This is a genomic window from Mesorhizobium sp. Root695, assembly GCF_001428185.1.
GTDB lineage: Bacteria > Pseudomonadota > Alphaproteobacteria > Rhizobiales > Rhizobiaceae > Mesorhizobium.
This window is the reverse complement of record NZ_LMHO01000001.1, coordinates 107,229-129,812: the sequence shown is the minus strand read 5'-3', so window position 1 is coordinate 129,812 and position 22,584 is coordinate 107,229. Positions and strand designations below refer to the sequence as shown.

Sequence of the window (22,584 nt, the reverse complement as noted above, 5' to 3'; positions counted from 1 at the left end):
CGACCGTCAGTGGTCTTTCGGCCCCATGCACGGTTTTCTTTTTGTCGGGCCAGCCTCAAACCAGGCAGCGCTTTGGCCAATTCGATGCTATGAGGCCTGTCGCGGTTGTGGATCGTAGGCAGCGAAGGCGGTGTTGAGACATGGCTAAGACCGATATTGCGCGGCGGGTCTACAACCACACCTGGAAGCTCGATCCGATCGTGCGCAGCCTGCTCGATACGGATTTCTACAAGCTTTTGATGCTGCAGATGATCTGGGGCATGTATCCCAAGGTCGACACCACCTTCTCGCTCATCAACCGTACAACTTCGGTGCGCCTTGCCAACGAGATCGATGAGGGCGAACTGCGCGAGCAGCTCGACCATGCTCGTACCCTGCGCTTCTCCAAGAAGGAGATGATCTGGCTCGGCGGTAACAATTTCTACGGCCGCAAGCAGATCTTCGAGCCGGAGTTCCTCGCCTGGCTGGAGAATTTCAGGCTGCCCGAATACGAGCTGTCGAAGCGCGACGGCCAGTACGAGCTGACCTTCAGCGGGCCGTGGATGTACACCACGCTGTGGGAGATCCCGGCGCTGGCGATCATCAATGAGCTGCGTTCACGCGCGGCCATGCGGGCGTTCGGGCCTTTCGCGCTCGATGTGCTCTATGCCCGCGCCAAGGCCAAGATGTGGGCCAAGACCGAGCGGCTGAAGGCTCTGCCCGGCATCCGCATCTCGGACTTCGGCACGCGCCGGCGCCATTCCTTCCTGTGGCAGCGCTGGTGCGTCGAGGCGCTGAAGGAAGGTATCGGCGAGGCGTTCACCGGCACCTCCAACGTGCTTCTGGCTATGGACAACGACCTCGAAGCGCTCGGCACCAATGCACACGAATTGCCGATGGTGTTCGCCGCGCTTGCCAATTCGGAAAAAGAGCTGAAACAGTCGCCCTACAAGGTGCTGCAGGACTGGCAGCGCTACTATGGCGGCAATCTGCTTATCGTGCTGCCCGACGCCTTCGGCACCGCCTCGTTCCTGCGCGACGCGCCGGACTGGGTGGCCGACTGGACGGGCTTTCGTCCCGACAGCGCGCCGCCAATCGAAGGCGGCGAAAAAATCCTGTCCTGGTGGCGCGACAAGGGCAAGGATCCCAAGCAGAAATTGCTGATCTTCTCGGACGGGCTCGAGGTCGAAACGATCGAAGAGACCTATCGCCACTTCAAGGGCAAGGTGCGCATGTCGTTCGGCTGGGGCACCAATCTGACCAATGATTTCGAAGGCTGCGCGCCGACGGAAACCAACAGCCTCGACGCCATATCGTTGGTCTGCAAGGTCACCGAAGCCAATGGAAGGCCGGCCGTGAAGCTCTCCGACAATCCGGCCAAGGCAACCGGCGACGAGAACGAGATCGAGCGGTATATCAGGATTTTCGGGGAGAAGGATCGCGTGGAGCAACTGGTCAAGGTGTGAGGGATGGCCACGCCAGCCAAGATGGCAATCTTGGATAGGATGAGTTCCTTCGCGCCCCCCTCTGTCCTGCCGGACATCTCCCCCACTTGGGAGGAGATTGGATGTCATCTCCGCTTTCGCCAATTTTCGACATCGCAAGAAAAGCGCCGATCTAGCGAACTGCCAATCTCCCCACCTGTGGGGGAGATGTCTGGCAGGACAGAGGGGGGCGCGGTCGAGTGCCGTCATCTATCGTCAGCTTTGTTGCTTACGGCCGCATCGCTCATATTGCCCACTCCCGCCTTCGCCCACGCCTCCGATCGCGGCCACGTCCTGCTCCTGCCGACCGGCTACTATCTGGTCGGCGGCGCCTTTGCCGTTGCCGTCAGCTTCCTCGTCCTGGCGCTGCTGCCGGCGGAGTCTCTCGATCGTTTCTGGCGCAAGCGCCTGCCGCTCTTCGCTTTTGGCGACGTATTCCGCACCATCCTCAGCCTGACATCCTTTGCCGGCTTTGCATTCCTCATCATCGCCGGCTTGTTCGGCAGCCGCGACCCACTTTCCAACCCACTGCCTTTGGTGATCTGGACCCTGCTATGGGCCGGCGTCACGCTGCTGCAAGGTGTCTTCGGCGATCTCTGGTCATGGCTGAACCCCTGGATTGGCCCTTGGCGTCTCGTCTCGCGCCTGTGGGGCGCAAACAACGAAGGGGCATGGCGTCTGCCTCGATGGCTCGGCTGCTGGCCGGCTGTCATCTTGTTCTTCGCCTTCGCCTGGTTCGAACTCATCGATCCGGCGCCCGACGATCCGGCGCGGCTGGCCTTGGCCGCCGGCCTCTACTGGCTGTTCAGCTTTCTTGCCATGCTGGCGTTCGGTTATCGAAACTGGAGCCGCAGCGGCGAATTCCTGACGGTCTTCTTCTCGATGGTGGCGCGTTTCGCAATCGTGGAACGGAACGAACATGACCGGCTTGCGCTTTGCTGGCCGGGCGCCAAACTGCTGGCCGCAGAGCCGCTGCCCACCAGCGGCATCGCCTTCCTGCTGCTGGCCCTCTCGTCGGTCTCGTTCGACGGTCTGTCGAAAACCTTCTTCTGGCTCGGCCTGTTCGGCATCAATCCGCTCGAATTTCCCGGTCGCACCGCGGTGGTCGGCAGCGGCACTTTCGGGCTCGTGCTGACATTCGTGCTGCTGGCGGCGGTGTTCCTGCTTGCCGTCTGGCTCGGCCAGTGTCTCGCAAGGAGCGATCACACCCTCGGCCAGGCCGCAGGCCTGCTGGTGTGGTCGATCGTGCCGATCGCGCTCGCCTATCATGTCGCGCATTATCTGACGGCGCTGCTCGTCGACGGCCAGTATGCACTTGCGGCACTTTCCGATCCGTTCGCGCTGGGCTGGAACCTGTTCGGCACCGCCGACATGCAGATCGAGGCCGGCATCGTTGCCGGGGCGGACTCGGCGTGGTGGCTGTGGAATGTCCAGGCTGGCGCCATCATCCTTGGCCATGTGCTCGCCGTCCTCGTCGCCCACGGCTTCGCCTGGCGCCTGCACCCGCAGCCCTCTCGCGCGGCACTCAGCCAGTTCCCGCTTACCCTGCTGATGATCGCCTACACCGTCTTCGGCCTCTGGTTGCTTGCCACGCCGACCGCCGGATGAGAAAACGGCGGCCGCGATATCGTGGGGGAAGCTCGCTTGCCATACCAAGGCTTTGGTGATTTAGTTTGTACACATGCAATTTTTGCATCCCTCTGAGCGAGGATGCCGAAGCCGCCTTATCGTTGGTCAAGACTGAAAAACAGGGGAACGAACATGGCTGACAAGAACGGATTTTTTGACCTCTCCAAGACTACCCTCACCCGCCGCACGACGCTGAAGGGTCTGGCCGCGGGCGCCGGGCTCGCCGTTGCCCCCGGCTTCGTCCGCTATTCCCAGGCGCAGAGTTCGGCGCCGATCAAGATCGGCTTCCAGTCGCACCGCACCGGCATCGGCGCCGCCTATGGCCGCTGGTACGAGAAGACCACCGCTGCCGCGGTCAAGGCGATCAACGCCGCCGGCGGCATCAATGGCCGCCAGGTCGAGGTGATCATCGAGGATGACGGCACCGATCCCGGCCGCGGCGCCGAGGTGGTCGGCAAGTTCGCCACCCAGCACAAGACCGACATTGTCTTCGGCACGCTGTTCTCGCATGTCGTCATCGGCTCGGCGCCCGCCGCCGGCGAAAACAAGATGCCCTATTTCGTCGTCAGCGAAGGCCACCACGTCGCCTCGACCAAACTGAACCGTTATGTCTTCCAGCCCGGCATCACCGACGTGAAGAGCCAGATCCAGTCGATGGCGCCTTGGATCGCGGCCAATGCCGGCAAGAAGGTGACGCAGATCTTCCCGGATTTCGCCTTCGGCTACGACCATCGCGACTACCTGCCGCCGGCATTGAAGGCGCAAGGCGCCGAGGTCATCGCGCAGATCGCCATCCCGCCGACGGAATCGTCCTTCACCAAGTATTTCCCGCAGATCCCGGCCGAGACCGAGGTGATCTACCACGTCATGGTCGGCCCGGCCGTGCTGACCTTCGTCAAGGAGCTCGGCGAGTTCTACGGCTCCAACCGGCCGCAACTGTTCGGCTTCATCGATTCGCTCGAGGCCACCGACATCAACAGCCCCGGCCTCGAATTCCTCGACGGCAGCCATTTCTGGGAAGGCTCGCCGCGTTATGCGCAGGCCGATGATTCCGAGGCGCAGAAAGCCTATCGCGCCGCCGTTGGCATCGACGACAATGGCGCCGCCGTCGGCGACCCCAAGGACGTCTCCACCGCCGCCCACATGTTCGGCTGCTGGGAGACGCTTTATGTCGTCAAGAAGGCGATGGAGGATGCCGGCTACAAGGGACCGGAAGACCGCGCCAAGCTGGTCGAGGCGACCGAGGCGCTGACCGAATTCGCCGAAGGTCCGGAGCATCCGCAGGGACCGAAAACCTTCAACGGCAAGATCCACCAGTGTTTTGGCATCCAGAACATCTCCAAGGTCGAAGGCGGCAAGCTGAAGGTCGTGCACAAGACCAAGATCGAGGACGGGCTTTACGAGGCCGAAGGAGATTATACGACGCAAGCGCTGTGAGGCGCCTTACCCTCCCCCTTGTGGGGAGGGTCGGCGAATAGGCTTCGCATTTTTGCGAAGCCTATGAGACGGGGTGGGGGTCGCGACGGCCCATGCCCCACCCCCCACCCGACCGCTTCGCGGTCACCCTCCCCACGAGGGGGAGGGTAAGGGCGCCCTGAATGCACTTCGGACCCCACCTCCTCCTCGCTGCCCTCGAAGGCCTCGTCACCTCGGCGGTGCTGGCGCTGACGGCGCTTGGGCTGTCGCTGGTGTTCGGCGTCATGCGGGTGGTCAATGTCGCTCATGGCGAGTTCTTCATGCTGGGCGCCGTGCTCGCCTGGGCGATCACAACAGCCATCGGCGGCCATCCGGCGCTCGGCTTCCTGGCGGCGCTGGTGATTGCGCCGCTGATCGTCGGCGCCATTGCGCTGGTCGCCGAAAGGCTGGTGCTGCGCCGGCTCAACTACAATCCGGAAGCCACCATCGTCGCCACCATCGGCATGCTCTACATCATCCAGCAGCTGGCGCTGACCTTTTACGGTCCGGAGGCACGGCCCGTCGAGCCGCCGTTCAGCTACCGCATCCTTTTGCCGTGGTTCGGTTACTCCGGCTACAAATTGTCTGTTATCGCCGCTTCGGCGCTGCTGCTGCTTGCGACATGGCTGGTGCTGACGCGCACCAGGATCGGCCTCACCATGCGTGCCACGCAGTATGACAGCGAGACGGCACAAGCCTTCGGCATCCCCGTCGGCCGAGTCTATGGCGGCGTCTTCGCGCTTGGCGCCATGCTGGCGGCCATTGCCGCGGTGCTGATCGTGCCGATCAGCCAGGCGCATTATTTGATGGGGCAGGATCCGCTGCTGCTCTCCTTCATCGTCGTCATCATCGGCGGCCTCGGCTCGCTGCGCGGCACGGTCGTCGCCGCCGTGCTGATCGGCCTCTCCGATGGCATCATCTCGATGTTCTTCTCGCCGACTTTGGCCAAGATCATCGCCACGCTGCTCGTCGCCATGGTGCTGGTGTTTCGGCCGCAAGGCCTGTTCGGGACGGCATCGCGATGAGCGAAGCTTCGCCGGCAAAGGCCTATGCACTGCATCTCGGCGTCATCGCCCTGCTCTTCGTGCTGAGCTTCCTGCTGCCGGAGTATTATCATGGCCTGCTCGCCCGCATCATGGTGCTGGCGGTGTTCGCCATGGGCTACAACATGCTGTTCGGCTATGTCGGCCTGCTCAGCCTCGGCCATGCGATGTTCTTTGCCGCCGGACTCTACGGCGCCGGCCTTGCCGTCATCCAGTTCGACTGGAGCGTGCCGCTGGCCTTCCTCGGCGGAATTGCCTGCGGCGCTGTGCTGGCGATGGTGATCGGCCTGCTGGCGCTGCGCACCACGGGCGTCGCTTTCATGATTGTCACCATGATGTTCGCCCAGGTATTCTACCTCCTCATCCTCTATTTCGCGACATGGACCGGCGGCGACCAGGGCATGGTCGTGCCGCAGCCGGCGCGGGTGCTCAGCCTCGGCGCGACGTCGCTTGAGCTCACCAATCCGACCGTGCGCTACATGACAGCGCTGGGGCTATTTTCGATCGTGTTGCTCGTCACGCTGGCTATCGTGCGCTCCAGATATGGCCGCGTGCTGGTCGCCATCCGCGAGAACGAGGAGCGGACGAAAATGCTCGGCTACGACACCTTCTCCAACAAACTCGCCGCCGTCGTGATCTCCGGCACCATCTGCGCTGCTTCGGGCGCTGCCTATGCGCTGCTGTTCGGCTATGTCGGATCGAGCTTCGCTTCGGTACAGTATTCGATCCTGCCGCTGCTGTGGGTGCTGCTCGGGGGTGCCGCCACAACGCTTGGGCCGCTGATCGGCACGCTGTTCATGTACTATGTCATCGACGTCACCAGCGGCTACACCTCCGCCTATCTGCTGATTGTCGGCATCGCGCTGATCCTTCTGGTGCTGTTTTTCCCCAAGGGCATTCTGGGCAGCATCAGGCAGCGCTGGCTCGAGTGGCTGCCGTGATGCCGCTTTTGACCACCAAGGGCCTGTCGCGCAGCTTTGGCGGTCTGCGCGCCGTCGACGACGTCAATTTCGCGCTGATGCCGGGCGAGATTCGCGCCGTCATCGGACCCAACGGGGCCGGGAAGACTACCTTCGTCAGCCTGGTCAGCGGCCGCATCGCACCATCTTCCGGCATGATCGTCTTCGACGGCACCGACATCACCGGCCAGCCGGCCTATATCCGGGTTCGCCAGGGCATCGCCTACACGTTCCAGATCACCAGCGTCTTTGCCAATCTCTCCGCCTACGACAATGTCGCGCTGCCGGTGCAGCGGACTTTGAGCGATGGCCGTTCGAAGGGCGCGGTGCGGGCCGGGGTGATGGCGACGCTCGAACGCACGGGCCTGGCCGATCGCGCCCACATGCCGGCCGGGCAATTGTCCTACGGCCATCAGCGCCTGCTGGAAGTGGCGATGGGCCTGGCGCTGAAGCCGCGCCTGCTGATCCTCGACGAACCGACGCAAGGGCTGGCCGACTCTGAGATCGACAATTTCATCACCCTGGTGCGCGAGATCGCCAAAAACGCCACCGTGCTTTTGATCGAGCACAACATGCCTGTTGTCATGCATCTGGCCGACCGCATCACCGTTTTCAATGCCGGCAAGATTCTCGCCGAAGGCACGCCCGAAGCGATCCGCGAGAACGCGGCGGTGCAGGAAGCCTATCTGGGGACCGCCCCATGACGAAGACGAAGTCCGAAGCGCTGGCAATCTCGGGGCTCGACTGCTTCTATGGCGAGGTCCAGGTGCTCTATGGCCTCGATCTGGTGCTGAACAAGGGCGAGGTGCTGTGCTTTTTCGGCCGCAATGGCGCCGGCAAGACGACGACGCTGAAGGCCATCATGGGGCTGGTTCCCTCAAGCGCCGGCTCGATCAGGCTCGATGGCAAGGAATTGACAGGACTGCCGGCGCATGAGGTGCCCAAGGCCGGCGTCGCCTATGTGCCGCAAGGCAGGCGGCTGTTCGCCGAGATGACGGTGGCCGAAAACATCGAGATCGGCCTGATGGCGCGCGGCAAGGGCAAGGCGACGCGCGAAAGCGTGCTCGACCTCTTTCCGCTGCTGCGCCAGCGGCTAAGGCAACGCTCCGGCACGCTGTCCGGCGGCGAACAGCAGATGCTGGCGATGGCGCGCGCGCTGTGCCTCGAGCCGCAGGTGCTGCTGCTCGACGAGCCGACCGAAGGGCTGATGCCGTCGATGATCGCCAAGATTCGCGAGACGGTGTCGAAGCTGCGAGACATGGGCGTTTCGACCATCCTGGTCGAGCAGCGTGTCGATGCGGTGCTTTCGGTCGCCGACCGCGTTGCCTTCATCGAAAACGGCCGCAATCGCGAGACGGTCGATGTCGAGGAATTGCGCGCCGACCCGTCGGCGGTTCGCCGTTATGTCGGCGTGGGCTGATCAGCCGAAGAACAGAAAGCCCGCGATCAGGAATGTCGGGACCAGCACCAGGCCCGACCATGCCATATAGCCGAAAAAGCCCGGCATCTTCACGCCGCGATGTCGGGCGATGGCGTAGACCATGAAGTTCGGCGCATTGCCGATATAGGTGTTGGCGCCCATGAACACCGCGCCGGCCGAGATCGCCGCCAGCGTCGAGGCAAATTCCGTCATCAGATGCCGTGGGTCGCCGCCGGCAAGTTCGAAGAACACCAGATAGGTCGGCGCATTGTCGAGGAAGGATGACAGCGCCCCTGTCAGCCAGAAATAGGCGAGATCGTTGGGCGCGCCCGAGGGCGAACTGACAAGCGACACCAGTGGCGCCAGTGCCCCCTCATGGCTTGCCCTTAGGATGGCGATGACCGGCACGATGCAGATGAAGATGCCGGCAAACAATTTCGCCACCTCCGATATCGGACCCCAGTTGAAGCCGTTGGCTTCCCGGTGGCTCTTGTAGGAGAGCGGAAGCGACAGCAGGGCCAGCGCCAGGATGATGGCATCGCGCACCAGATTCTGCAGTTCGAGACTGACGCCGAACACGGAAAAGCTCACGCCCGGCCTCCAGGCCGCCGACAGCAGGATGGCGCCGATCACGCCCACTAGCAGCGGAAGGTTGGCCAGGCCGCGCAAGCGCACCTTCGTATCCGGTGTCGGATCCTTGATTTTCGGCGCTCCGGCCTCGCGCTGGTGCAGGGCGATGTCGATGCCTAGGAAGACGGCCAGCACGACGACGCCGACGAACAGCGTCTCGCGCCAGAGGTTGGCGAAGGTCCAGAAGAAGTCGACGCCGCGCAGGAAGCCGACGAACAGTGGCGGGTCGCCGAGCGGCGTCAGCGAGCCCCCGATGTTGGAAACCAGGAAGATGAAGAAGATGACGACATGGGCATTGAACGGCCTGTTATCGTTGGCGCGCAGGATCGGCCGGATCAGGATCATCGAGGCGCCGGTCGTGCCGATCACCGAGGCCAGCAGCGCGCCGACCAGCAACAGCCCGGCATTGACCAGCGGCGTACCGTGGATGTTGCCGGCAATGAGAATGCCGCCCGAAATGGTGAACAGCGCAAACAGCAGAATGATGAAGGACATGTATTCGGTGAGCAGCGCATGCAGCACCGCCTCGGTCGCCGAGGGGACACCGAAGGCTAATGCCAGCGGCACGATCACCAGCGCCGCCCAAAGGGCCGTGATCTTGCCGTAGTGGTGCTCCCAGACATGATGGAAGAGCAGGGGACCGGTAGCGATCGACAAAAGCAACCCGGCAAAGGGCAGCGCCCACCACAGCGACATCGAAGCGCCGGGCAGGCCGTGTTCCTCCGCAGCCAGTGCCAGTGTTGGAAACAGCATCGCAACGGCGATTGCAGAGCCCGCGATTACACCCGCTGCAGTCGGCAAAAAGCCCCTCTTGCGCCCCACTGTCCGGTCAGTCCGACAAATGGTCTTCGAGCGTCACGCCGGCGTCGCGCATGCGCTGCAGCATGGCCCCGAGCGAACCGTTGAGATCGATGCCGCGGCATGCATCGAGCCGTACGGTGGTTTTGAAACCCTGGCTGACGGCATCCAGCGCCGAAAAGCCAACGCAGAAATCGGTCGCCAGGCCGACCAGGGTCAGCGTGTCGATGCCGCGCTCCCGGAGATAGCCGGCAAGGCCGGTCTGCGTCGTGCGGTCGTTCTCGAAGAAGGCCGAGTAGCTGTCGATATCAGGCCTAAATCCCTTGCGGATAACGAGCTCGGCCTTGGTCCAGGCGAGGCCGGAGTGGAAATCCGAGCCCAGGCTGCCCTGGATGCAATGGTCCGGCCACAGCGTCTGCTGGCCATAGGGCATCTCGATCATCGTATAAGGCTGCGCACCCGGATGGCTGGAGGCAAAGCTGGAATGACCGGCCGGATGCCAGTCCTGCGTCAGCACGACATGGTCGGTTCGCCGGATCAGATCGTTGACCAGCGGCACGATCTCGTCGCCGCCGGCAACCGCCAGCGCGCCGCCCGGACAAAAGTCGTTCTGCAGGTCGATGACAACAAGCGCTTCGTCGGCCATGGGGCTTCCTTGTGGGTTGTCTTGGGAGCTTGCTCCAGTGAAAAAATGCCGCTGTCGCGACCGGAGGCAGAAACTTGACCAGATGGCCGGCTGCGTCAACCTCTGGGACATAACAAATGCGTGCCGATCAAGCCGTCGCAAACTCCGGCTTTGACAATTCCTGCTGGCTTGATATCATTTGCATACGAATGAATTTTCCCGGCTGCCCGGCAGAGTCTTTCGAAACACCGGTTTCTGGAAGACCTCATTTCTGGAAGGCAAAGCGTGATCCGTTACGCGAAACCCACCTCGGTCGACGAAGCGCTCGCTTTGCTTGGCGAGGGCGCTTGGCGCATCCTTGCCGGCGGCACCGATTTCTATCCGGCGCAAGGCAGCAAACCCTTCCGAGACAATGTTCTCGACATCAACGGCCTGGCGGCGCTGCGCGGCATTGCGGAGACGGACGACCACTTCGTCATCGGTGCGCGCACGACTTGGACCGACATTATCCGCCATCCCTTGCCGCCAGCCTTCGACGCACTGAAACAGGCGGCGCGTGAGGTTGGCTCGGCGCAGATCCAGAACGTCGCCTCGGTCGCCGGCAATCTCTGCAACGCGTCGCCTGCCGCCGACGGCGTGCCGGGCCTGCTCATCCTCGATGCCGAGGTCGAGCTGCGTTCAGCGAGGGCGACCCGGCATCTGCCCTTGCAGGACTTCATTCTCGGCAACCGCCGCACGGCTCTGCTGCCCGGTGAGATGGTCACGGCCATCCGCGTGCCGAGAGCCATCGGCACGTCGGCTTTCGTCAAGCTTGGCGCGCGGCGCTATCTCGTCATTTCCATTGCCATGGTGGCGGCACGTCTGGTCGTGAAGAACGACATCGTTGTGGAGGCAGCGGTCGCCGCCGGATCCTGCTCGGTTGTGGCCAAGCGGCTTGTTGGCGTCGAGACTGCTCTGCGTGGGTTGGCTGCGGACGGCGGACTCGCCGGTGCGGCCCTGGCGGCGCCGATGGAAGAGCTATCGCCGATCGCCGATGTGCGCGGCAGCGCCGAGTATAGGCTCGATGCGGTGCGCGAGATCGTTGCCCGTGCCGTGCTTGCGGCTGGGTGGCGGACGACTGGCGGCGAGGTGGCGGCGGCATGAGCCAAGTTCAGCCTGATATGCGTAAAGCCCTGCCCGATCTCGGCAACGTCCAGCCTGGCTTCGGCGCTGCGCGCGCCCACATCGCCTTTGAGGTCAATGGCACCGCCATTTCGGTCAATGTGCCTCCGCTGCGCCGGCTCTCCCTGGTGCTGCGCGACGAATTGGGGCTGACCGGCACCAAGGTCGGCTGCGATGCCGGTGACTGCGGCGCCTGCACGGTGCTGGTCGACGGCGATCCCGTTTGCGCCTGCCTGATGTCGGCGGCTTCCGCCGCTGGTACCTCGGTGACGACAGTCGAAGGCCTCGCCAATGGTCGGCTGTCGGCGCTGCAGGCCTCGTTCCTCGACCATGGCGCGGCGCAATGCGGCATCTGCACGCCGGCGCTGCTGGTCGCCGCAACCGCGCTACTCGACAAGCAGCCCAGTCCGACCGAGACCGAAGTGCAGGATGCGCTGGGCGGCATTCTGTGCCGCTGCACCGGCTACCGGAAGATCATCGCGGCGGTGATGGATGCCTCCCTGCAGGCGGCAAGCCTCGATTTCCGCTTGCCTCAGTCCGGCCATGCGATCGGCTCCTCACCCGTCAGGCTCGACGGCGTGCCGAAGGTCACCGGCGGTGAAAAATTCGGTGGCGATTCCTTCCCGGCCGATGCGCTGGCCGTGCTGGTGGTCCGCTCGCCGCACTATCACGCCAGCTTCGCCTTCGGCGACCTCGACGGATGGGCGAAGGCGCATCCCGGTATCGCCGGTGTCTTCACGGCCGCCGACATTCCAGGGAAAAACTGTTTCGGCGTCATCGGCCCGTTCGCCGACCAGCCGGCGCTGGCCGAAGGGTTTGCGCGCCTACGCGGCGAGGCGGTGGCGCTGGTCGCCGGCGAGCGTGAGGCGATCCTCGATCTCGATCTGTCGGACTTTCCGGTTCTCTGGACCGAATTGCCGCATGTGCTCCAGCCTTGCGAAGCGCAAGCCGATGGTGTGGCGCTGATCCATCAGAACCGCCTCTCGAACTTGCTGACTTCCGGCTTCGTCGAACACGGAGACCCGGAAGCGGCTCTTGCCAGTGCCGCGTTTACCGTCTCCGGCGCCATCGACACCTCCTATGTCGAGCACGCCTATATCGAACCGGAAGCCGGCTATGCTTATCTGGACGGCGACACGCTGGTGGTCGTCGCCTGCACCCAGGCGCCCTACATGGACCGCGACGAGACGGCGAAGGTGCTCGGCCTTGCCGTCGAGAAGGTGCGCATCGTGCCGACCGCGACCGGCGGCGGCTTTGGCTCGAAACTCGACGTTTCGCTGCAGCCGCTGATCGGCCTTGTGGCGCTGAAGACGGGGCGGCCGGCGGCACTCGCCTACACCCGCACCGAATCGATGACTTCGACCACCAAGCGCCATCCAGCCGTGATGCGAGCGACCATCTGCGCCGATGCCGATGGCCTTGTCACCGGCATGATCTTCTCAGGCGATTTCAACACCGGCGCCTATGCCAGCTGGGGGCCGACGGTCGCCAACCGCGTGCCGGTGCATGCCTCCGGCCCCTATGCGACGCCGAACTACCGTGCCGAGGGCCGCGCCATCCACACAAATGGGCCGATCTCAGGCGCTTTCCGCGGCTTCGGCGTGCCGCAGGCGACGATCATGCAGGAGACGCTCTATGACGAGCTGGCCGGCAAGCTCGGCATGGACCGGCTCGATTTTCGCTTGAAGAACTGCCTTCGTAACGGTTCCGAAACGGTTACCGGGCAGCTTCTGGACTCCGGCGTCGGCATAGCCGAGTGCCTCGAATCGCTGCGGCCGTACTGGGCGCGCGCGACGGCTGATACGGAGTGTTTCAACAGTGCCAATCGGGATAGAAAGCGCGGCGTTGGCGTCGCGTCGTGCTGGTATGGCTGCGGCAACACCTCGCTTCCCAACCCGTCGACAATCCGGCTCGGCATCGCGGCTGACGGCACGGTCATCCTGCACCAGGGCGCCGTCGATATCGGCCAGGGTTCGAACACGGTCATCACCCAGATCTGCGCCGACGCGCTCGGCCTGCCGCTAGAAAGATTCCGGCTGAAGAGCGCCGATACGGCCATCACTCCTGACGCCGGCAAGACATCAGCCTCGCGCCAGACCTTCGTCACCGGCAAGGCGGCCGAGAAGGCCGGCCGCGCCTTGCGCGAAAAGATCCTGCGCTTTGCCAATGTTTCCGAAAACGCAACCCTGCAACTCGACGGCCCGGCTATCGTCATCCGCGAAGGCGAAGCCACCCGCCGCATCGACCTCGCGACATTGGACGTGGATGCCGAAGGCTTCGTCTTCCGCGCCGAGGAGACCTACGATCCGCCGACGCTGCCGCTCGATGCCAAGGGACAGGGCAAACCCTACGCCGTCTACGGCTATGGCGCGCAGATCGCCGAACTGGAGGTCGACCTCAAGCTCGGCACCGTGAAGCTGATCAAGATCACTGCGGCGCACGATGTCGGCAAGGCGATCAACCCGCTACTGGTCGAAGGCCAGATCGAAGGCGGCATCGCGCAAGGCATCGGCATGGCGCTGATGGAGGAGTACATCCCCGGCCGCACCGAGAATTTGCACGACTATCTCATCCCGACCATTGGCGACGTGCCGCCGATCGAAACCATCCTGATAGAGGTTTCGGACCCGGAAGGACCCTTTGGTGCCAAGGGTTTGGGAGAGCATGTGCTGATCCCGACGGCGCCGGCGATCCTCAATGCCATCCGCCATGCCACCGGCGTCCTGGTCACCAAGGTTCCGGCGACGCCGACGCGTATCCGCGCCGCCATTCGCGAAAAGGAGGCACGCCGATGAGCGAGCTTGCCGAGCGCTTCGAGACGCATGATCCCGGCGAGAAGCAGGTGGCGGAGAAGATCCGCTGCGATGCCTGTCCGGTGATGTGCTACATCGCCGATGGCCGCACCGGTGCCTGCGACCGCTACGGCAATGTCGGCGGCAGGATCGTGCGGATGGACCCGCTGACCATCCTCGACCATGCGGCGGAGACCGGCGCGGCTATCGTGCCGTTCATCGCCGAGGGCGAGGCGTGGGACGGCGAACTGGTCAACACCGGCCGCCGTTTTGTCACCGCCATCGGCGCCGGCACCACCTATCCCGACTACAAACCGGCCCCCTTCATCGTCAGCCAGGAAGTCGAAGGCGTCGATCTCGTCACTGTCGTCACCGAGGGCATCTTCTCCTACTGTGGCGTCAAGGTGAAGATCGACACCGACCGGCATCTCGGTCCCGAGACGGCAATAGTCCGCGCAGCGGGCGAAGCGATCGGCCATGTCACGACGGGCGAATATGGCTCGCAGATGCTGTCGCTGGGCGGTGTGCATCATCTGACCGGCGGCTCCAAGGCCGAAGGCCGCGCGACCTGCGACGCGCTGCTCAATCTGTGCAACCGCAAGCCGGTGGAACTGGCTATCGACGGCGGCGCCACCCTAATAGTCGAAGCCGGCAAACCGCCTGTCATCGACGGCAAGCAGGAACACCGCATGCGTGTCGGCTGCGGTTCGGCCACCATCGGCATGTTCGCCACGCAATGGCGCGGCTTGGTCGACGAGGTGGTGGTGGTCGACGACCACATCACCGGTGTCGTCTCCGAGCATCAGGCTGGGAAGGTACTCGGCTGGCAGGATACCGGGATAAAAATCATCGGCCGCCGCTCGACGCCGGGCCGCTATTTCAAGGTCTCTGAACCCGGGCTGGGCTGGGGCGGCACCAGCATTTCCGACCCGCTGTCGATCCTCGGCGAATGGAACGCCAAGAAGGGCGCGCGGCCGGGCCTGTCGTTGCTGATGGTTTCGACCACCGGCGAGCAGTTCGCCTATTACGAGCTCGACGACGAGTTGAAGCCGGTCCAAAAACCGTTTCCCGAGCGGCTGCAAAAGTCGGTCGGGCTGATCGAGGACAATTGCGAGCCGGCGCTCTGCACCGTGCTGTTCATCGGCGGTGCCGGCGGTTCACTGCGCGCCGGCGTCACCGAAAACCCGGTCAACCTCACGCGATCGGTGCAGGGCCTGACCACCTATGTCACGGTCGGCGGCGCGCCGGTCTATGTCTGGCCGGGCGGCGGCATCACGCTGATGGTCGATGTCACCAGGGTGCCGGAGGGCGCCTTCGGCTATGTGCCGACCCCCGCACTGGTGGCGCCGATCGAATTCACGCTCCGCCGCGACGACTATATCAGGCTCGGGGGCTACGAGGCAGAGATCCGCAGCGTCGAGGATATCGTTGCCAAGGGTGGCGAATATTTCAATCCGCGCCGCGGCACCGGTGCCGCAGCCAGCAATCCATGGCCACCACTGGCGCAACTGCGCCGCGCTGCGTCGAACGAGACCGGATGATGGACGGCCCGCAAACGCATTGGCTGCAGGACGGCAAGCGGCTGCATCTCAACCACGGGCCGATCGACCTGATCGTCGAGGCCTTTGGCGAGGCGGATGAGTGTCGTGCTGCCTACACTCAAGCCGTCGCGCGCTTTCAGACGATCCTGATCGAGTTGGTCGAGGAGCTCCCCGAATTGCGACTCCCGGCGTTTTTCCTGGCGCCGCGCACCTTTGACGGCCCGACGGCGCGCCGCATGGAAGCAGCCGTCATGCCCCTGGCGGAATGTTTCATAACACCGATGGCCGCAGTCGCGGGATCGGTAGCCGACGAAATGCTCGCCGCGTTGCTTGCCGGTCGCAAGCTCGAGCGCGCCTATGTCAACAATGGCGGCGACTGCGCAATTCATATCGGAAAGGGCCGGTCGATGGGCTTGGCGATTGCCGGCACCGGCAACCACATGGCGGACCGGATCACGATCCGCGCGGAAGATGGCGTTCGCGGCGTCGCCACCAGCGGTTGGCGCGGCCGCTCCTTTTCACTTGGCATTGCCGACGCCGTCACCGTGCTCGCGCGGACTGGCGCCGAGGCCGATGCGGCGGCGACGCTCATTGCCAACGCGGTAGACCTGCCCGGCAATCCGGCCATCAAGCGCATTCCCGCACACGAACTGTCGCCCGACAGCGATCTCGGCGCGCGCTTGGTGACACATGGCGTCGGCACGCTTGCACTTGGCGAAGTGGCGCGGGCGCTGGACAATGGTCTTGCCGTCGCCGAAGATTTTCGCCGGCGCGGCCTGATTGCCGGATCGGCGCTGTTTCTTGGCGGTGAGATCCGCATCAGTGGCTCGGTTGCGCTTGCTGCGCCCAACAAAAGTCCCGGGAAGGAAGTTGCCCATGCCTGAGTTTCCAATCCGCAAGATCGCGGTGCTGACCGAAGAGATCTTTCACGAAGGCGGGCCGCTGGCCAAGATGCCGCGCCGCCGCGCCGCCGCCATGGCGCTGGTCAAGAACCCGTTCGCCGGGCGTTATGTCGAGGACTTGCAGAGCGCCATGGACGATCTGAAGCCGCTGGGCCTGTTGCTCGCCGACCGGCTGATTGCGGCCCTCGGCGGCGACGTCAAGCAGATCGACGGCTACGGCAAGGGCGCCATCGTCGGCACAGCGGGTGAGCTGGAGCACGGTGCGCTCTGGCATGTGCCCGGCGGCTACGCCATGCGCGAACGGCTCGGCGACGCCAAGGCGATCGTGCCGTCGGCGAAGAAGGTCGGCGCTTTCGGTTCAAAACTCGACGTGCCGCTCGGCCACATCAACGCCGCCTATGTGCGCAGCCATTTCGACGCCATGGAAGTCGGCATCAGCGATGGCCCACGCCCCGACGAAATCCTGTTCTGCCTCGCCATGACCTGCGGTCCGCGCGTGCACGACCGCATGGGCGGCCTGGCCGCTGGGGATATCAAGGCCTGGGACGGGCTGCGGTGAGCGCCGAGGACAATCTGCTGAAGCTGGTCGAGGCCGAAGAGCCTGACGACCAGGATTACCTCTTGCAGGAGCAGGTCGGCTTCATCCTGCGCAAGGCGCATCAGCGCCATGTCTCGATCTTTGCCGCGCGTATCGGTGATCTGACGCCGCCGCAATTCGCGGCGCTGGCCAAGCTGCGCGATGTCGGCGAGACCTCGCAGAACCAGCTCGGCACGCTGATCGCCATGGACGCGGCGACGGTGAAGGGCGTCATCGACCGGCTGAAGGCGCGCGGCCTAGTCGAGCTTTCCAAGCACGAGGTCGACAAAAGGCGGCTGCTGGTCAATCTGACCGCGGCAGGCCGCGACGCCATCGAGCGCCTGATCCCGCTGGCGCGCGAGATCACCCAGGAAACGCTGGCGCCGCTCTCGGCCAAGGAGATCGCCACCTTCATGAAATTGCTGGCGAAGCTGGCGTAGGTCGATCTGCCGGGCGCTAAAAAGCACCCGGCAGGACGTTTTGGCTCAGAGGCCGTTGTCCTTCAGCACCTGGGCGGCGTTTTCCTTGGTGATCTTCTCGGTCGGCAGAGTGATGGTCTTTTCGACCTTCTCACCGTTGAGGAACTTGATCGCCTGGCGCAAGCCTTCGGCGCCGGGGGTAACATAGGTGAAGGTCGCCGTCAGCTCGCCCTTGTTGACCATCTGCACGCCTTCATTGGGCAGGCCGTCGATGCCGATGAACTTGATGTCCTTCTCGCGGCCGACGTCCTTGGCGGCAAGATAGGCGCCATAGGCCATCGGGTCGTTGTGGCCGTAGACGAGATCGATCTTCTCGTTGCTCTTGAGCGCGTTGGCCATCAGATTATAGGCCTGATCCTGCTTCCAGTCGCCTGACTGCTGATCGAGCAGATATTTGATGCCCGGCTCCTTGTCGGTGAACTCGTGGAAACCGTCATGACGGTCATGCGCCGGCTGGGTGCCCATGCCTCCCCAGATCTCGACGACGTTGCCCGCCGCCTTGCCCTTGCCGCCCAGCAGCTCGACGGCATATTCGCCGGCCGCGCGGCCGATCAGCGCGTTGTCGCCGCCGACGAACTGCGTGTAGTCCTTGGTGTCGACATTGCGGTCGAGCACGAAGACCGGGATCTTGGCATCGATCGCCTGCTGCACGACGCCGGTCAGGCCGGCGGATTCCTTCGGCGACACCAGCAGCGCGTCGACCTCCTGACGGATCAGGTTCTCGACATCGGCGACCTGCTTTTCGGTCTTGTCCTCACCGTCGGTGATGATCAGCTCGACCTCGGGATGCTTGGCGGCTTCGGCCAGGATGTCCTTGTTGAACTGCGCGCGCCAGGGCTCGATGGTCGTCACCTGCGAGAAGCCGATCTTCCACTTCTTGTCCTGGGCGAAGGCATTGCCGGTGGTCGTGAGCGCGGTGGTGGTCAGCAGGGCCGCGGTCATGGCGGCAAGCTTCAGCATGTCACGTCGTTTCATTTTTGTTTCCTCCGAGATTGAGAGACGGGGTCTCTTGCGACGGCCGCTTTGCCGCGGCCGTTTCCTTGTGCGCCGCTTGCCCGCCGGGCAGGCGCAGATAGGCCAGGAGATCACCGGCATTGCGCTCCTGCACGAGCACGGTGCCGATGATGATCATCCCCTTCAGCACCAGCTGAAGGTTCGAATTGATGTTGTGGAGCTGCAGGATGTTGGAGAGCAGGCCGAAGATCAGCACGCCGCAGAACGTGCCGGTGAGGCTGCCGCGCCCGCCCATCAGGCTGGTGCCGCCGATGACGACGGCGGCAATGGCGTCGAGCTCCAAGCCGGCGCCGGCATCCGGCTTGCCTTGCCGGTACTGCGCGACATAGAGCACAGCGGCGATGCCGGCGAGCAACCCGGAGATGGCATAGGTGGCGATCTTGACGCGGCCGGCGGCGATACCCGAAAGCCGCGCCGCCTCCTCATTGCCGCCGATGGCGTAGACATAGCGGCCGAACGGCGTGAAGCGCAGCACCGCGCCGTAGATCACAATCGCACCGAGGAAGAACAGCCCCGGCATCGGGATGACGCCGAACACCAGCGAGCGCAGGATCTCGAAATCGGCGGTGGCGTTCGAGCCGGTATAGACCGGCAGCACCGCATTGTTCTGGCCGGCGGTCAGCCGGGCGATGCCGAGCGCCGTCACCATCATCGCCAGGGTGACGATGAAGGGCTGCAACCGCCCGGCAACGATGATGAAGCCGTTGAGCGCACCAAACAGCAAGCCGACGCACGGCGCCACCAAAAGCACGCCGAGCACGCCGAATTTCGACCCGATCTGCGGCAGCAGGTACCACAGGGACAGACAGCACAGGACCACGCCGACGACGGCGGGCGTAACCAGGCCGCGAATGCCGTCAAGCCTGATCTCGCGGACGAGATCGGCGCCGGCACGGGATTTTGCGAGGTTCTGGAAGATGAAGCGGGTGACGACGAAGCCGAGGCAAAGCGCCACCAGTGCGACGGTCGGCACGCCCAGCACGACGCCCGGCGTCACGCCGGGAACCGTCAGCAGCATGGCGCAGACCACCGAGCAGATGGCCATCAGCGAGCCGACGGAGAGATCGATGCCCCCGGTGATGATCACCGCCGTCATGCCGGTGGCGATCAGCCCGGTGGTCGACACCTGGCGCAGCACGTCGAGCAGATTGCCGTAGGAGAGGAAGATGTTGTTGCCCTTCGAACTCATCGGCGAGCCCAGCACGCCGATGAGGAAGATGGCGATCAGGCCCCAATAAAGCTTGGTCCGGGACAGGAGCTTCAGGGCAGTCATGCGGCTGGTCTCGATATGGTCCGGCGCGGGGCGGCGAGACGCATGATGGCCTCCTCGCTGGCCGCGTCGCGGGAAAGAATGCCTGTCTGGCGGCCATCGGCCATCACCAGGATGCGGTCGGAGAGATGCAGCAGCTCCGGCAGTTCCGAGCTGATGACGGCAATAGCGAGACCATCTCGCGCCAGCTTGAAGATCAGGTCGTAGATCTCGCGCTTGGCGCCGACATCGATGCCGCGTGTCGGCTCGTCCAGCAACAGAACCCTCGGCCTGGTCGCCAGCCACTTGCCGATGACGACCTTCTGCTGGTTGCCGCCCGACAGCGTGCCCGCGGGCTGGTCGATGTCCTGGCAGCGGATGCCGAGCGCCTTGACCGCCTGCCGCGCCAATCCCTGCTCGCCGGCCAGCGAACGGAACCCGAAGCGCGCCAGCGATCCGACCAGCGGCAGCGCGACATTGTCCGTGATCGACGCCTGCAGATGCAGGCCTTGCGTCTTGCGATCCTCGGTGACCAGCGCAATGCCGAGCCGCCTTGCATCGCGAGGCGAACGGATATCCACCGGCCGGCCGTCGACCTGGATTTCGCCACCGGTGCGGCCATCGCTCGAGCCGAAGATCGCTTCCAGGATCTCGGTGCGGCCCGAACCCAGAAGCCCGCCAATACCGAGGATTTCTCCGGCGGCAAGATCGAAGCCGACGCCGTCGATCACCATGCGCCAGCCATGGGCATCGGGCTTCGACAGGGACAGGTTTTCGACCGAAAGCGCGATCTTGCCGCCGGAGTGGCGATCTTCCTGGGAGGAAGCGAGCAGGTTTCGTCCGACCATCGCCGAAATGATCGCGTCTTCGTCGAGCCTGGCCATCGGCTCGGTCAGCACATGGCGCCCGTCGCGAAACACGGTGACGCGGCCGGCCAGATGCATGACCTCGTCGATGCGGTGCGAGATGTAGACGATGGCGACGCCGCTCTCGGCAAGCTGGCGGATGATGCGGAACAGCCGCTGGCATTCGGCCGGCGATAGCGCCGAGGTCGGCTCATCCATGATCAGGATGCGTGCCGACATCGACAGCGCCTTGGCGATCTCGACCAGTTGCTGTTCGCCGACACGGAGGGCGCCGACGCGGGCTTGCGGATCGAGTTCGATGCCGAGCCGCTGCAACAAGGCAGCCGCCGCGCGGCTGCTCGCCTTGCGGTCGACGATCAGCCCGGCGATGAGCTTCTCGCGGCCGAGGAAGATGTTGTCGGCAACGCTGAGTTCGGGCACCAGGTTGAGCTCCTGGTGGATGATGGCGATGCCGGCATCCTCGGCGTCGCGCACGCCGGCGAAGCTGACGGGGCGGCCATCGACACAGACCGTACCTTCATAGCCGGTGTAGACGCCGGAGAGGATCTTCATCAGCGTCGACTTGCCGGCGCCGTTCTCGCCCATCAAGGCATGAACCTCGCCGCGTCGCAGCTTGAAGCCGACATCGACCAGGGCGGCGATGCCGCCGAAGCTCTTGGAGATACGCTGGGCGCTCAGAACGGTGTCCGACCGATCCGCCGCATCGTGCTCCGGGGAAAGGGAACTCGCGTGTTCCATGACAATGGCGGCCTCCCTTCCGTCGTCGTCAATTTCCCGCAAACGCTAATCTAAACGTTTCGATCGTGTCAAGCCGATATCCAGTGACGGAAGTTTGACGCATTTCGATTCTTGCTAAAAAAGGCGGCATTCCGTAGGTATTGGCAGCAATGGGTGACGAAACGTTTCGAAAATGACAGCGTCAGGGCGAAAAAAACAGCGCAGATCCACCGCACCCACAATGCTTCACGTGGCTGAGGCGGCGCGTGTCTCGGTCGCCACCGTGTCGGCGTTGATCAACGGCACGGCGACGGTCAGCCCGGAACTCAGCCAGCGCATCGAACAGGCGATCCGCGATATCGGCTACAAGCGCAATGCGATCGCCCGCAGCCTTAAGATGGGCACGACCCGCACCATCGGGCTGACCGTGCCGCACATCACCAACCCGTTCTTCACCGACGTCGTCTCGGTCATCCAGCAGGCCTTCGACCGGGCCGGCTATGCCGTCATGCTGTGCTGCACGGACGAGGACCTGAACACCCAGGACGACCAGATCAGGCTGCTGCTCGACCGTATGGTCGACGGACTGATCGTGGCGCGCGTCGGCGACGGCGCGATCCTCAAGGGGATCGTCGACGACGCCAATGTGCCGGTCGTGCTGCTCGACCGCATCTGCGAGGGCGTCGACACAGATGCCGTGGTCCTCGACAACCAGCGCGCGGTGTTCGACGCCATCACCTATCTAATCAACCTTGGCCATCGACGCATCGGTTACATCACCGGCACGTCGGACATTTCGCCGATGCATGACCGCATGGCGGGATACCGCGAGGCGCTTCACGTTGCCGGCCTGCCGATCGCGGAGGAGCTGATCCGCTTCGGAAATTTCCACGAGATCGACGGCTATACCGCCACCATGCAGATGCTTTCCTCGCACGATCGGCCGAGCGCGATATTTTCCGCCAACAACCCTATGGTGATCGGCACCATGAAGGCGATCCGCGATATCGGCCTGTCCTGCCCGGAAGACATTTCGGTTGCCTGCTTCGACGACTTTCCATGGTCCGATGTGTTCCAGCCGCAACTGACCACGGTGGCCCAGCCTGTGCAGGCGATCGGCGAACAGGCGGCCAATCTGCTTCTCGACCGTCTCGCCGGCAACAGGGACGCGCCGCCGCGCAAACTGGTGCTCAAGGGCCGGCTGATGATCCGCAATTCATGCCGCCCGCTCGGGGCGATGGCGCAGAGCGTGAGCGCCTGACGC

The 22,584-nt window shown here is 64.1% G+C and carries 19 protein-coding genes; 14 read left to right on the top strand and 5 right to left on the bottom strand.

The window, feature by feature from the left end; all coding sequences use genetic code 11:
* The first annotated feature begins 140 nt into the window (after positions 1 to 140).
* From pncB to ASD99_RS00585, 7 genes are all read left to right on the top strand, one after another.
* The gene (gene pncB, locus ASD99_RS00615) at positions 141 to 1,445 is read left to right on the top strand and encodes a nicotinate phosphoribosyltransferase (RefSeq protein WP_056592946.1); all 1,305 of its coding nucleotides are present in this window, start codon (positions 141 to 143) and stop codon (positions 1,443 to 1,445) included.
* Between the two features lie 186 nt (positions 1,446 to 1,631).
* Complete coding sequence (locus ASD99_RS00610) at positions 1,632 to 3,071, top strand: hypothetical protein (protein WP_057142419.1); 1,440 nt, start codon at positions 1,632 to 1,634, stop codon at positions 3,069 to 3,071.
* 153 nt (positions 3,072 to 3,224) lie between these two features.
* Positions 3,225 to 4,529 carry an ABC transporter substrate-binding protein gene (locus tag ASD99_RS00605; protein WP_057142418.1) on the top strand — a complete coding sequence of 435 codons (1,305 nt, stop codon included), beginning with the start codon at positions 3,225 to 3,227 and terminating at the stop codon, positions 4,527 to 4,529.
* Between the two features lie 161 nt (positions 4,530 to 4,690).
* Entirely contained in the window at positions 4,691 to 5,572 is an 882-nt protein-coding gene (locus ASD99_RS00600; RefSeq protein WP_057142417.1) for a branched-chain amino acid ABC transporter permease, read from the top strand.
* Positions 5,569 to 6,531: a branched-chain amino acid ABC transporter permease gene (locus ASD99_RS00595; RefSeq protein WP_057142416.1), complete on the top strand. Its 963-nt coding sequence runs from the start codon at positions 5,569 to 5,571 to the stop codon at positions 6,529 to 6,531. The genes ASD99_RS00600 and ASD99_RS00595 overlap by 4 nt, the downstream gene beginning before the upstream one ends.
* Positions 6,528 to 7,253, top strand: a complete 726-nt coding sequence (locus tag ASD99_RS00590; RefSeq protein ID WP_056593433.1) for an ABC transporter ATP-binding protein — start codon at positions 6,528 to 6,530, stop codon at positions 7,251 to 7,253. Before ASD99_RS00595 ends, ASD99_RS00590 begins: the two co-directional genes overlap by 4 nt.
* Positions 7,250 to 7,969, top strand: a complete 720-nt coding sequence (locus ASD99_RS00585; RefSeq protein WP_057142415.1) for an ABC transporter ATP-binding protein — start codon at positions 7,250 to 7,252, stop codon at positions 7,967 to 7,969. The genes ASD99_RS00590 and ASD99_RS00585 overlap by 4 nt, the downstream gene beginning before the upstream one ends.
* On the opposite strand, the gene ASD99_RS00580 is transcribed toward ASD99_RS00585, so the two are convergent.
* Positions 7,970 to 9,352, bottom strand: coding sequence for a sodium:proton antiporter (locus tag ASD99_RS00580; protein ID WP_082525677.1), 1,383 nt, complete (start codon positions 9,350 to 9,352; stop codon positions 7,970 to 7,972). It lies immediately after the preceding gene.
* A 76-nt stretch (positions 9,353 to 9,428) separates the two neighbouring features.
* Positions 9,429 to 10,043, bottom strand: a complete 615-nt coding sequence (gene pncA, locus ASD99_RS00575) for a bifunctional nicotinamidase/pyrazinamidase (RefSeq protein WP_057142414.1) — start codon at positions 10,041 to 10,043, stop codon at positions 9,429 to 9,431.
* A 264-nt stretch (positions 10,044 to 10,307) separates the two neighbouring features.
* On the opposite strand from pncA, the gene ASD99_RS00570 reads away from it, so the two are divergent.
* Genes ASD99_RS00570 through ASD99_RS00545 form a run of 6 tightly spaced genes read left to right on the top strand, consistent with a single transcriptional unit; the run spans position 10,308 to position 17,435 of the window.
* The gene (locus tag ASD99_RS00570) at positions 10,308 to 11,165 is read left to right on the top strand and encodes an FAD binding domain-containing protein (protein ID WP_056592926.1); all 858 of its coding nucleotides are present in this window, start codon (positions 10,308 to 10,310) and stop codon (positions 11,163 to 11,165) included.
* A 17-nt stretch (positions 11,166 to 11,182) separates the two neighbouring features.
* A complete protein-coding gene (locus ASD99_RS00565) occupies positions 11,183 to 13,978 on the top strand; it encodes a molybdopterin-dependent oxidoreductase (RefSeq protein WP_057142413.1) in 2,796 nt (931 codons plus the stop codon).
* The gene (locus ASD99_RS00560) at positions 13,975 to 15,516 is read left to right on the top strand and encodes a hypothetical protein (RefSeq protein WP_057142412.1); all 1,542 of its coding nucleotides are present in this window, start codon (positions 13,975 to 13,977) and stop codon (positions 15,514 to 15,516) included. The genes ASD99_RS00565 and ASD99_RS00560 overlap by 4 nt, the downstream gene beginning before the upstream one ends.
* On the top strand, positions 15,516 to 16,400 hold the full coding sequence (locus tag ASD99_RS00555; RefSeq protein WP_057142662.1) for a UPF0280 family protein: 885 nt from the start codon (positions 15,516 to 15,518) through the stop codon (positions 16,398 to 16,400). Before ASD99_RS00560 ends, ASD99_RS00555 begins: the two co-directional genes overlap by 1 nt.
* Positions 16,393 to 16,977 (top strand): amino acid synthesis family protein, encoded by a 585-nt coding sequence (locus ASD99_RS00550; RefSeq protein WP_056592915.1) that lies wholly within the window; start codon positions 16,393 to 16,395, stop codon positions 16,975 to 16,977. Before ASD99_RS00555 ends, ASD99_RS00550 begins: the two co-directional genes overlap by 8 nt.
* Positions 16,974 to 17,435 (top strand): MarR family winged helix-turn-helix transcriptional regulator, encoded by a 462-nt coding sequence (locus ASD99_RS00545; RefSeq protein ID WP_057142411.1) that lies wholly within the window; start codon positions 16,974 to 16,976, stop codon positions 17,433 to 17,435. Before ASD99_RS00550 ends, ASD99_RS00545 begins: the two co-directional genes overlap by 4 nt.
* A 45-nt stretch (positions 17,436 to 17,480) precedes the next feature.
* On the opposite strand, the gene ASD99_RS00540 is transcribed toward ASD99_RS00545, so the two are convergent.
* The 3 genes from ASD99_RS00540 to ASD99_RS00530 are packed head-to-tail and all read right to left on the bottom strand — an operon-like array spanning position 17,481 to position 21,341.
* Positions 17,481 to 18,449 carry a substrate-binding domain-containing protein gene (locus ASD99_RS00540; RefSeq protein ID WP_056592910.1) on the bottom strand — a complete coding sequence of 323 codons (969 nt, stop codon included), beginning with the start codon at positions 18,447 to 18,449 and terminating at the stop codon, positions 17,481 to 17,483.
* On the bottom strand, positions 18,436 to 19,761 hold the full coding sequence (locus tag ASD99_RS00535) for an ABC transporter permease (protein ID WP_056592906.1): 1,326 nt from the start codon (positions 19,759 to 19,761) through the stop codon (positions 18,436 to 18,438). The genes ASD99_RS00540 and ASD99_RS00535 overlap by 14 nt, the downstream gene beginning before the upstream one ends.
* Complete coding sequence (locus tag ASD99_RS00530) at positions 19,758 to 21,341, bottom strand: sugar ABC transporter ATP-binding protein (protein WP_057142661.1); 1,584 nt, start codon at positions 21,339 to 21,341, stop codon at positions 19,758 to 19,760. The genes ASD99_RS00535 and ASD99_RS00530 overlap by 4 nt, the downstream gene beginning before the upstream one ends.
* A gap of 220 nt (positions 21,342 to 21,561) precedes the next feature.
* Between ASD99_RS00530 and ASD99_RS00525 the strand changes: the two genes are divergently transcribed.
* Complete coding sequence (locus tag ASD99_RS00525) at positions 21,562 to 22,581, top strand: LacI family DNA-binding transcriptional regulator (RefSeq protein WP_057142410.1); 1,020 nt, start codon at positions 21,562 to 21,564, stop codon at positions 22,579 to 22,581.
* Positions 22,582 to 22,584 lie beyond the last annotated feature (3 nt).

What these genes read in the sequence shown, in the direction of transcription:
- pncB (WP_056592946.1), top strand. Translation starts at nt 141, where the DNA reads ATGGCTAAGACCGATATTGCGCGGCGGGTCTACAACCACACCTGGAAG.
- ASD99_RS00610 (WP_057142419.1), top strand. Translation starts at nt 1,632, where the DNA reads ATGTCTGGCAGGACAGAGGGGGGCGCGGTCGAGTGCCGTCATCTATCG.
- ASD99_RS00605 (WP_057142418.1), top strand. Translation starts at nt 3,225, where the DNA reads ATGGCTGACAAGAACGGATTTTTTGACCTCTCCAAGACTACCCTCACC.
- ASD99_RS00600 (WP_057142417.1), top strand. Translation starts at nt 4,691, where the DNA reads ATGCACTTCGGACCCCACCTCCTCCTCGCTGCCCTCGAAGGCCTCGTC.
- ASD99_RS00595 (WP_057142416.1), top strand. Translation starts at nt 5,569, where the DNA reads ATGAGCGAAGCTTCGCCGGCAAAGGCCTATGCACTGCATCTCGGCGTC.
- ASD99_RS00585 (WP_057142415.1), top strand. Translation starts at nt 7,250, where the DNA reads ATGACGAAGACGAAGTCCGAAGCGCTGGCAATCTCGGGGCTCGACTGC.
- ASD99_RS00580 (WP_082525677.1), bottom strand. Translation starts at nt 9,352, where the DNA reads ATGCTGTTTCCAACACTGGCACTGGCTGCGGAGGAACACGGCCTGCCC.
- pncA (WP_057142414.1), bottom strand. Translation starts at nt 10,043, where the DNA reads ATGGCCGACGAAGCGCTTGTTGTCATCGACCTGCAGAACGACTTTTGT.
- ASD99_RS00565 (WP_057142413.1), top strand. Translation starts at nt 11,183, where the DNA reads ATGCGTAAAGCCCTGCCCGATCTCGGCAACGTCCAGCCTGGCTTCGGC.
- ASD99_RS00560 (WP_057142412.1), top strand. Translation starts at nt 13,975, where the DNA reads ATGAGCGAGCTTGCCGAGCGCTTCGAGACGCATGATCCCGGCGAGAAG.
- ASD99_RS00555 (WP_057142662.1), top strand. Translation starts at nt 15,516, where the DNA reads ATGGACGGCCCGCAAACGCATTGGCTGCAGGACGGCAAGCGGCTGCAT.
- ASD99_RS00550 (WP_056592915.1), top strand. Translation starts at nt 16,393, where the DNA reads ATGCCTGAGTTTCCAATCCGCAAGATCGCGGTGCTGACCGAAGAGATC.
- ASD99_RS00540 (WP_056592910.1), bottom strand. Translation starts at nt 18,449, where the DNA reads ATGAAACGACGTGACATGCTGAAGCTTGCCGCCATGACCGCGGCCCTG.
- ASD99_RS00535 (WP_056592906.1), bottom strand. Translation starts at nt 19,761, where the DNA reads ATGACTGCCCTGAAGCTCCTGTCCCGGACCAAGCTTTATTGGGGCCTG.
- ASD99_RS00530 (WP_057142661.1), bottom strand. Translation starts at nt 21,341, where the DNA reads ATGGAACACGCGAGTTCCCTTTCCCCGGAGCACGATGCGGCGGATCGG.
- ASD99_RS00525 (WP_057142410.1), top strand. Translation starts at nt 21,562, where the DNA reads ATGCTTCACGTGGCTGAGGCGGCGCGTGTCTCGGTCGCCACCGTGTCG.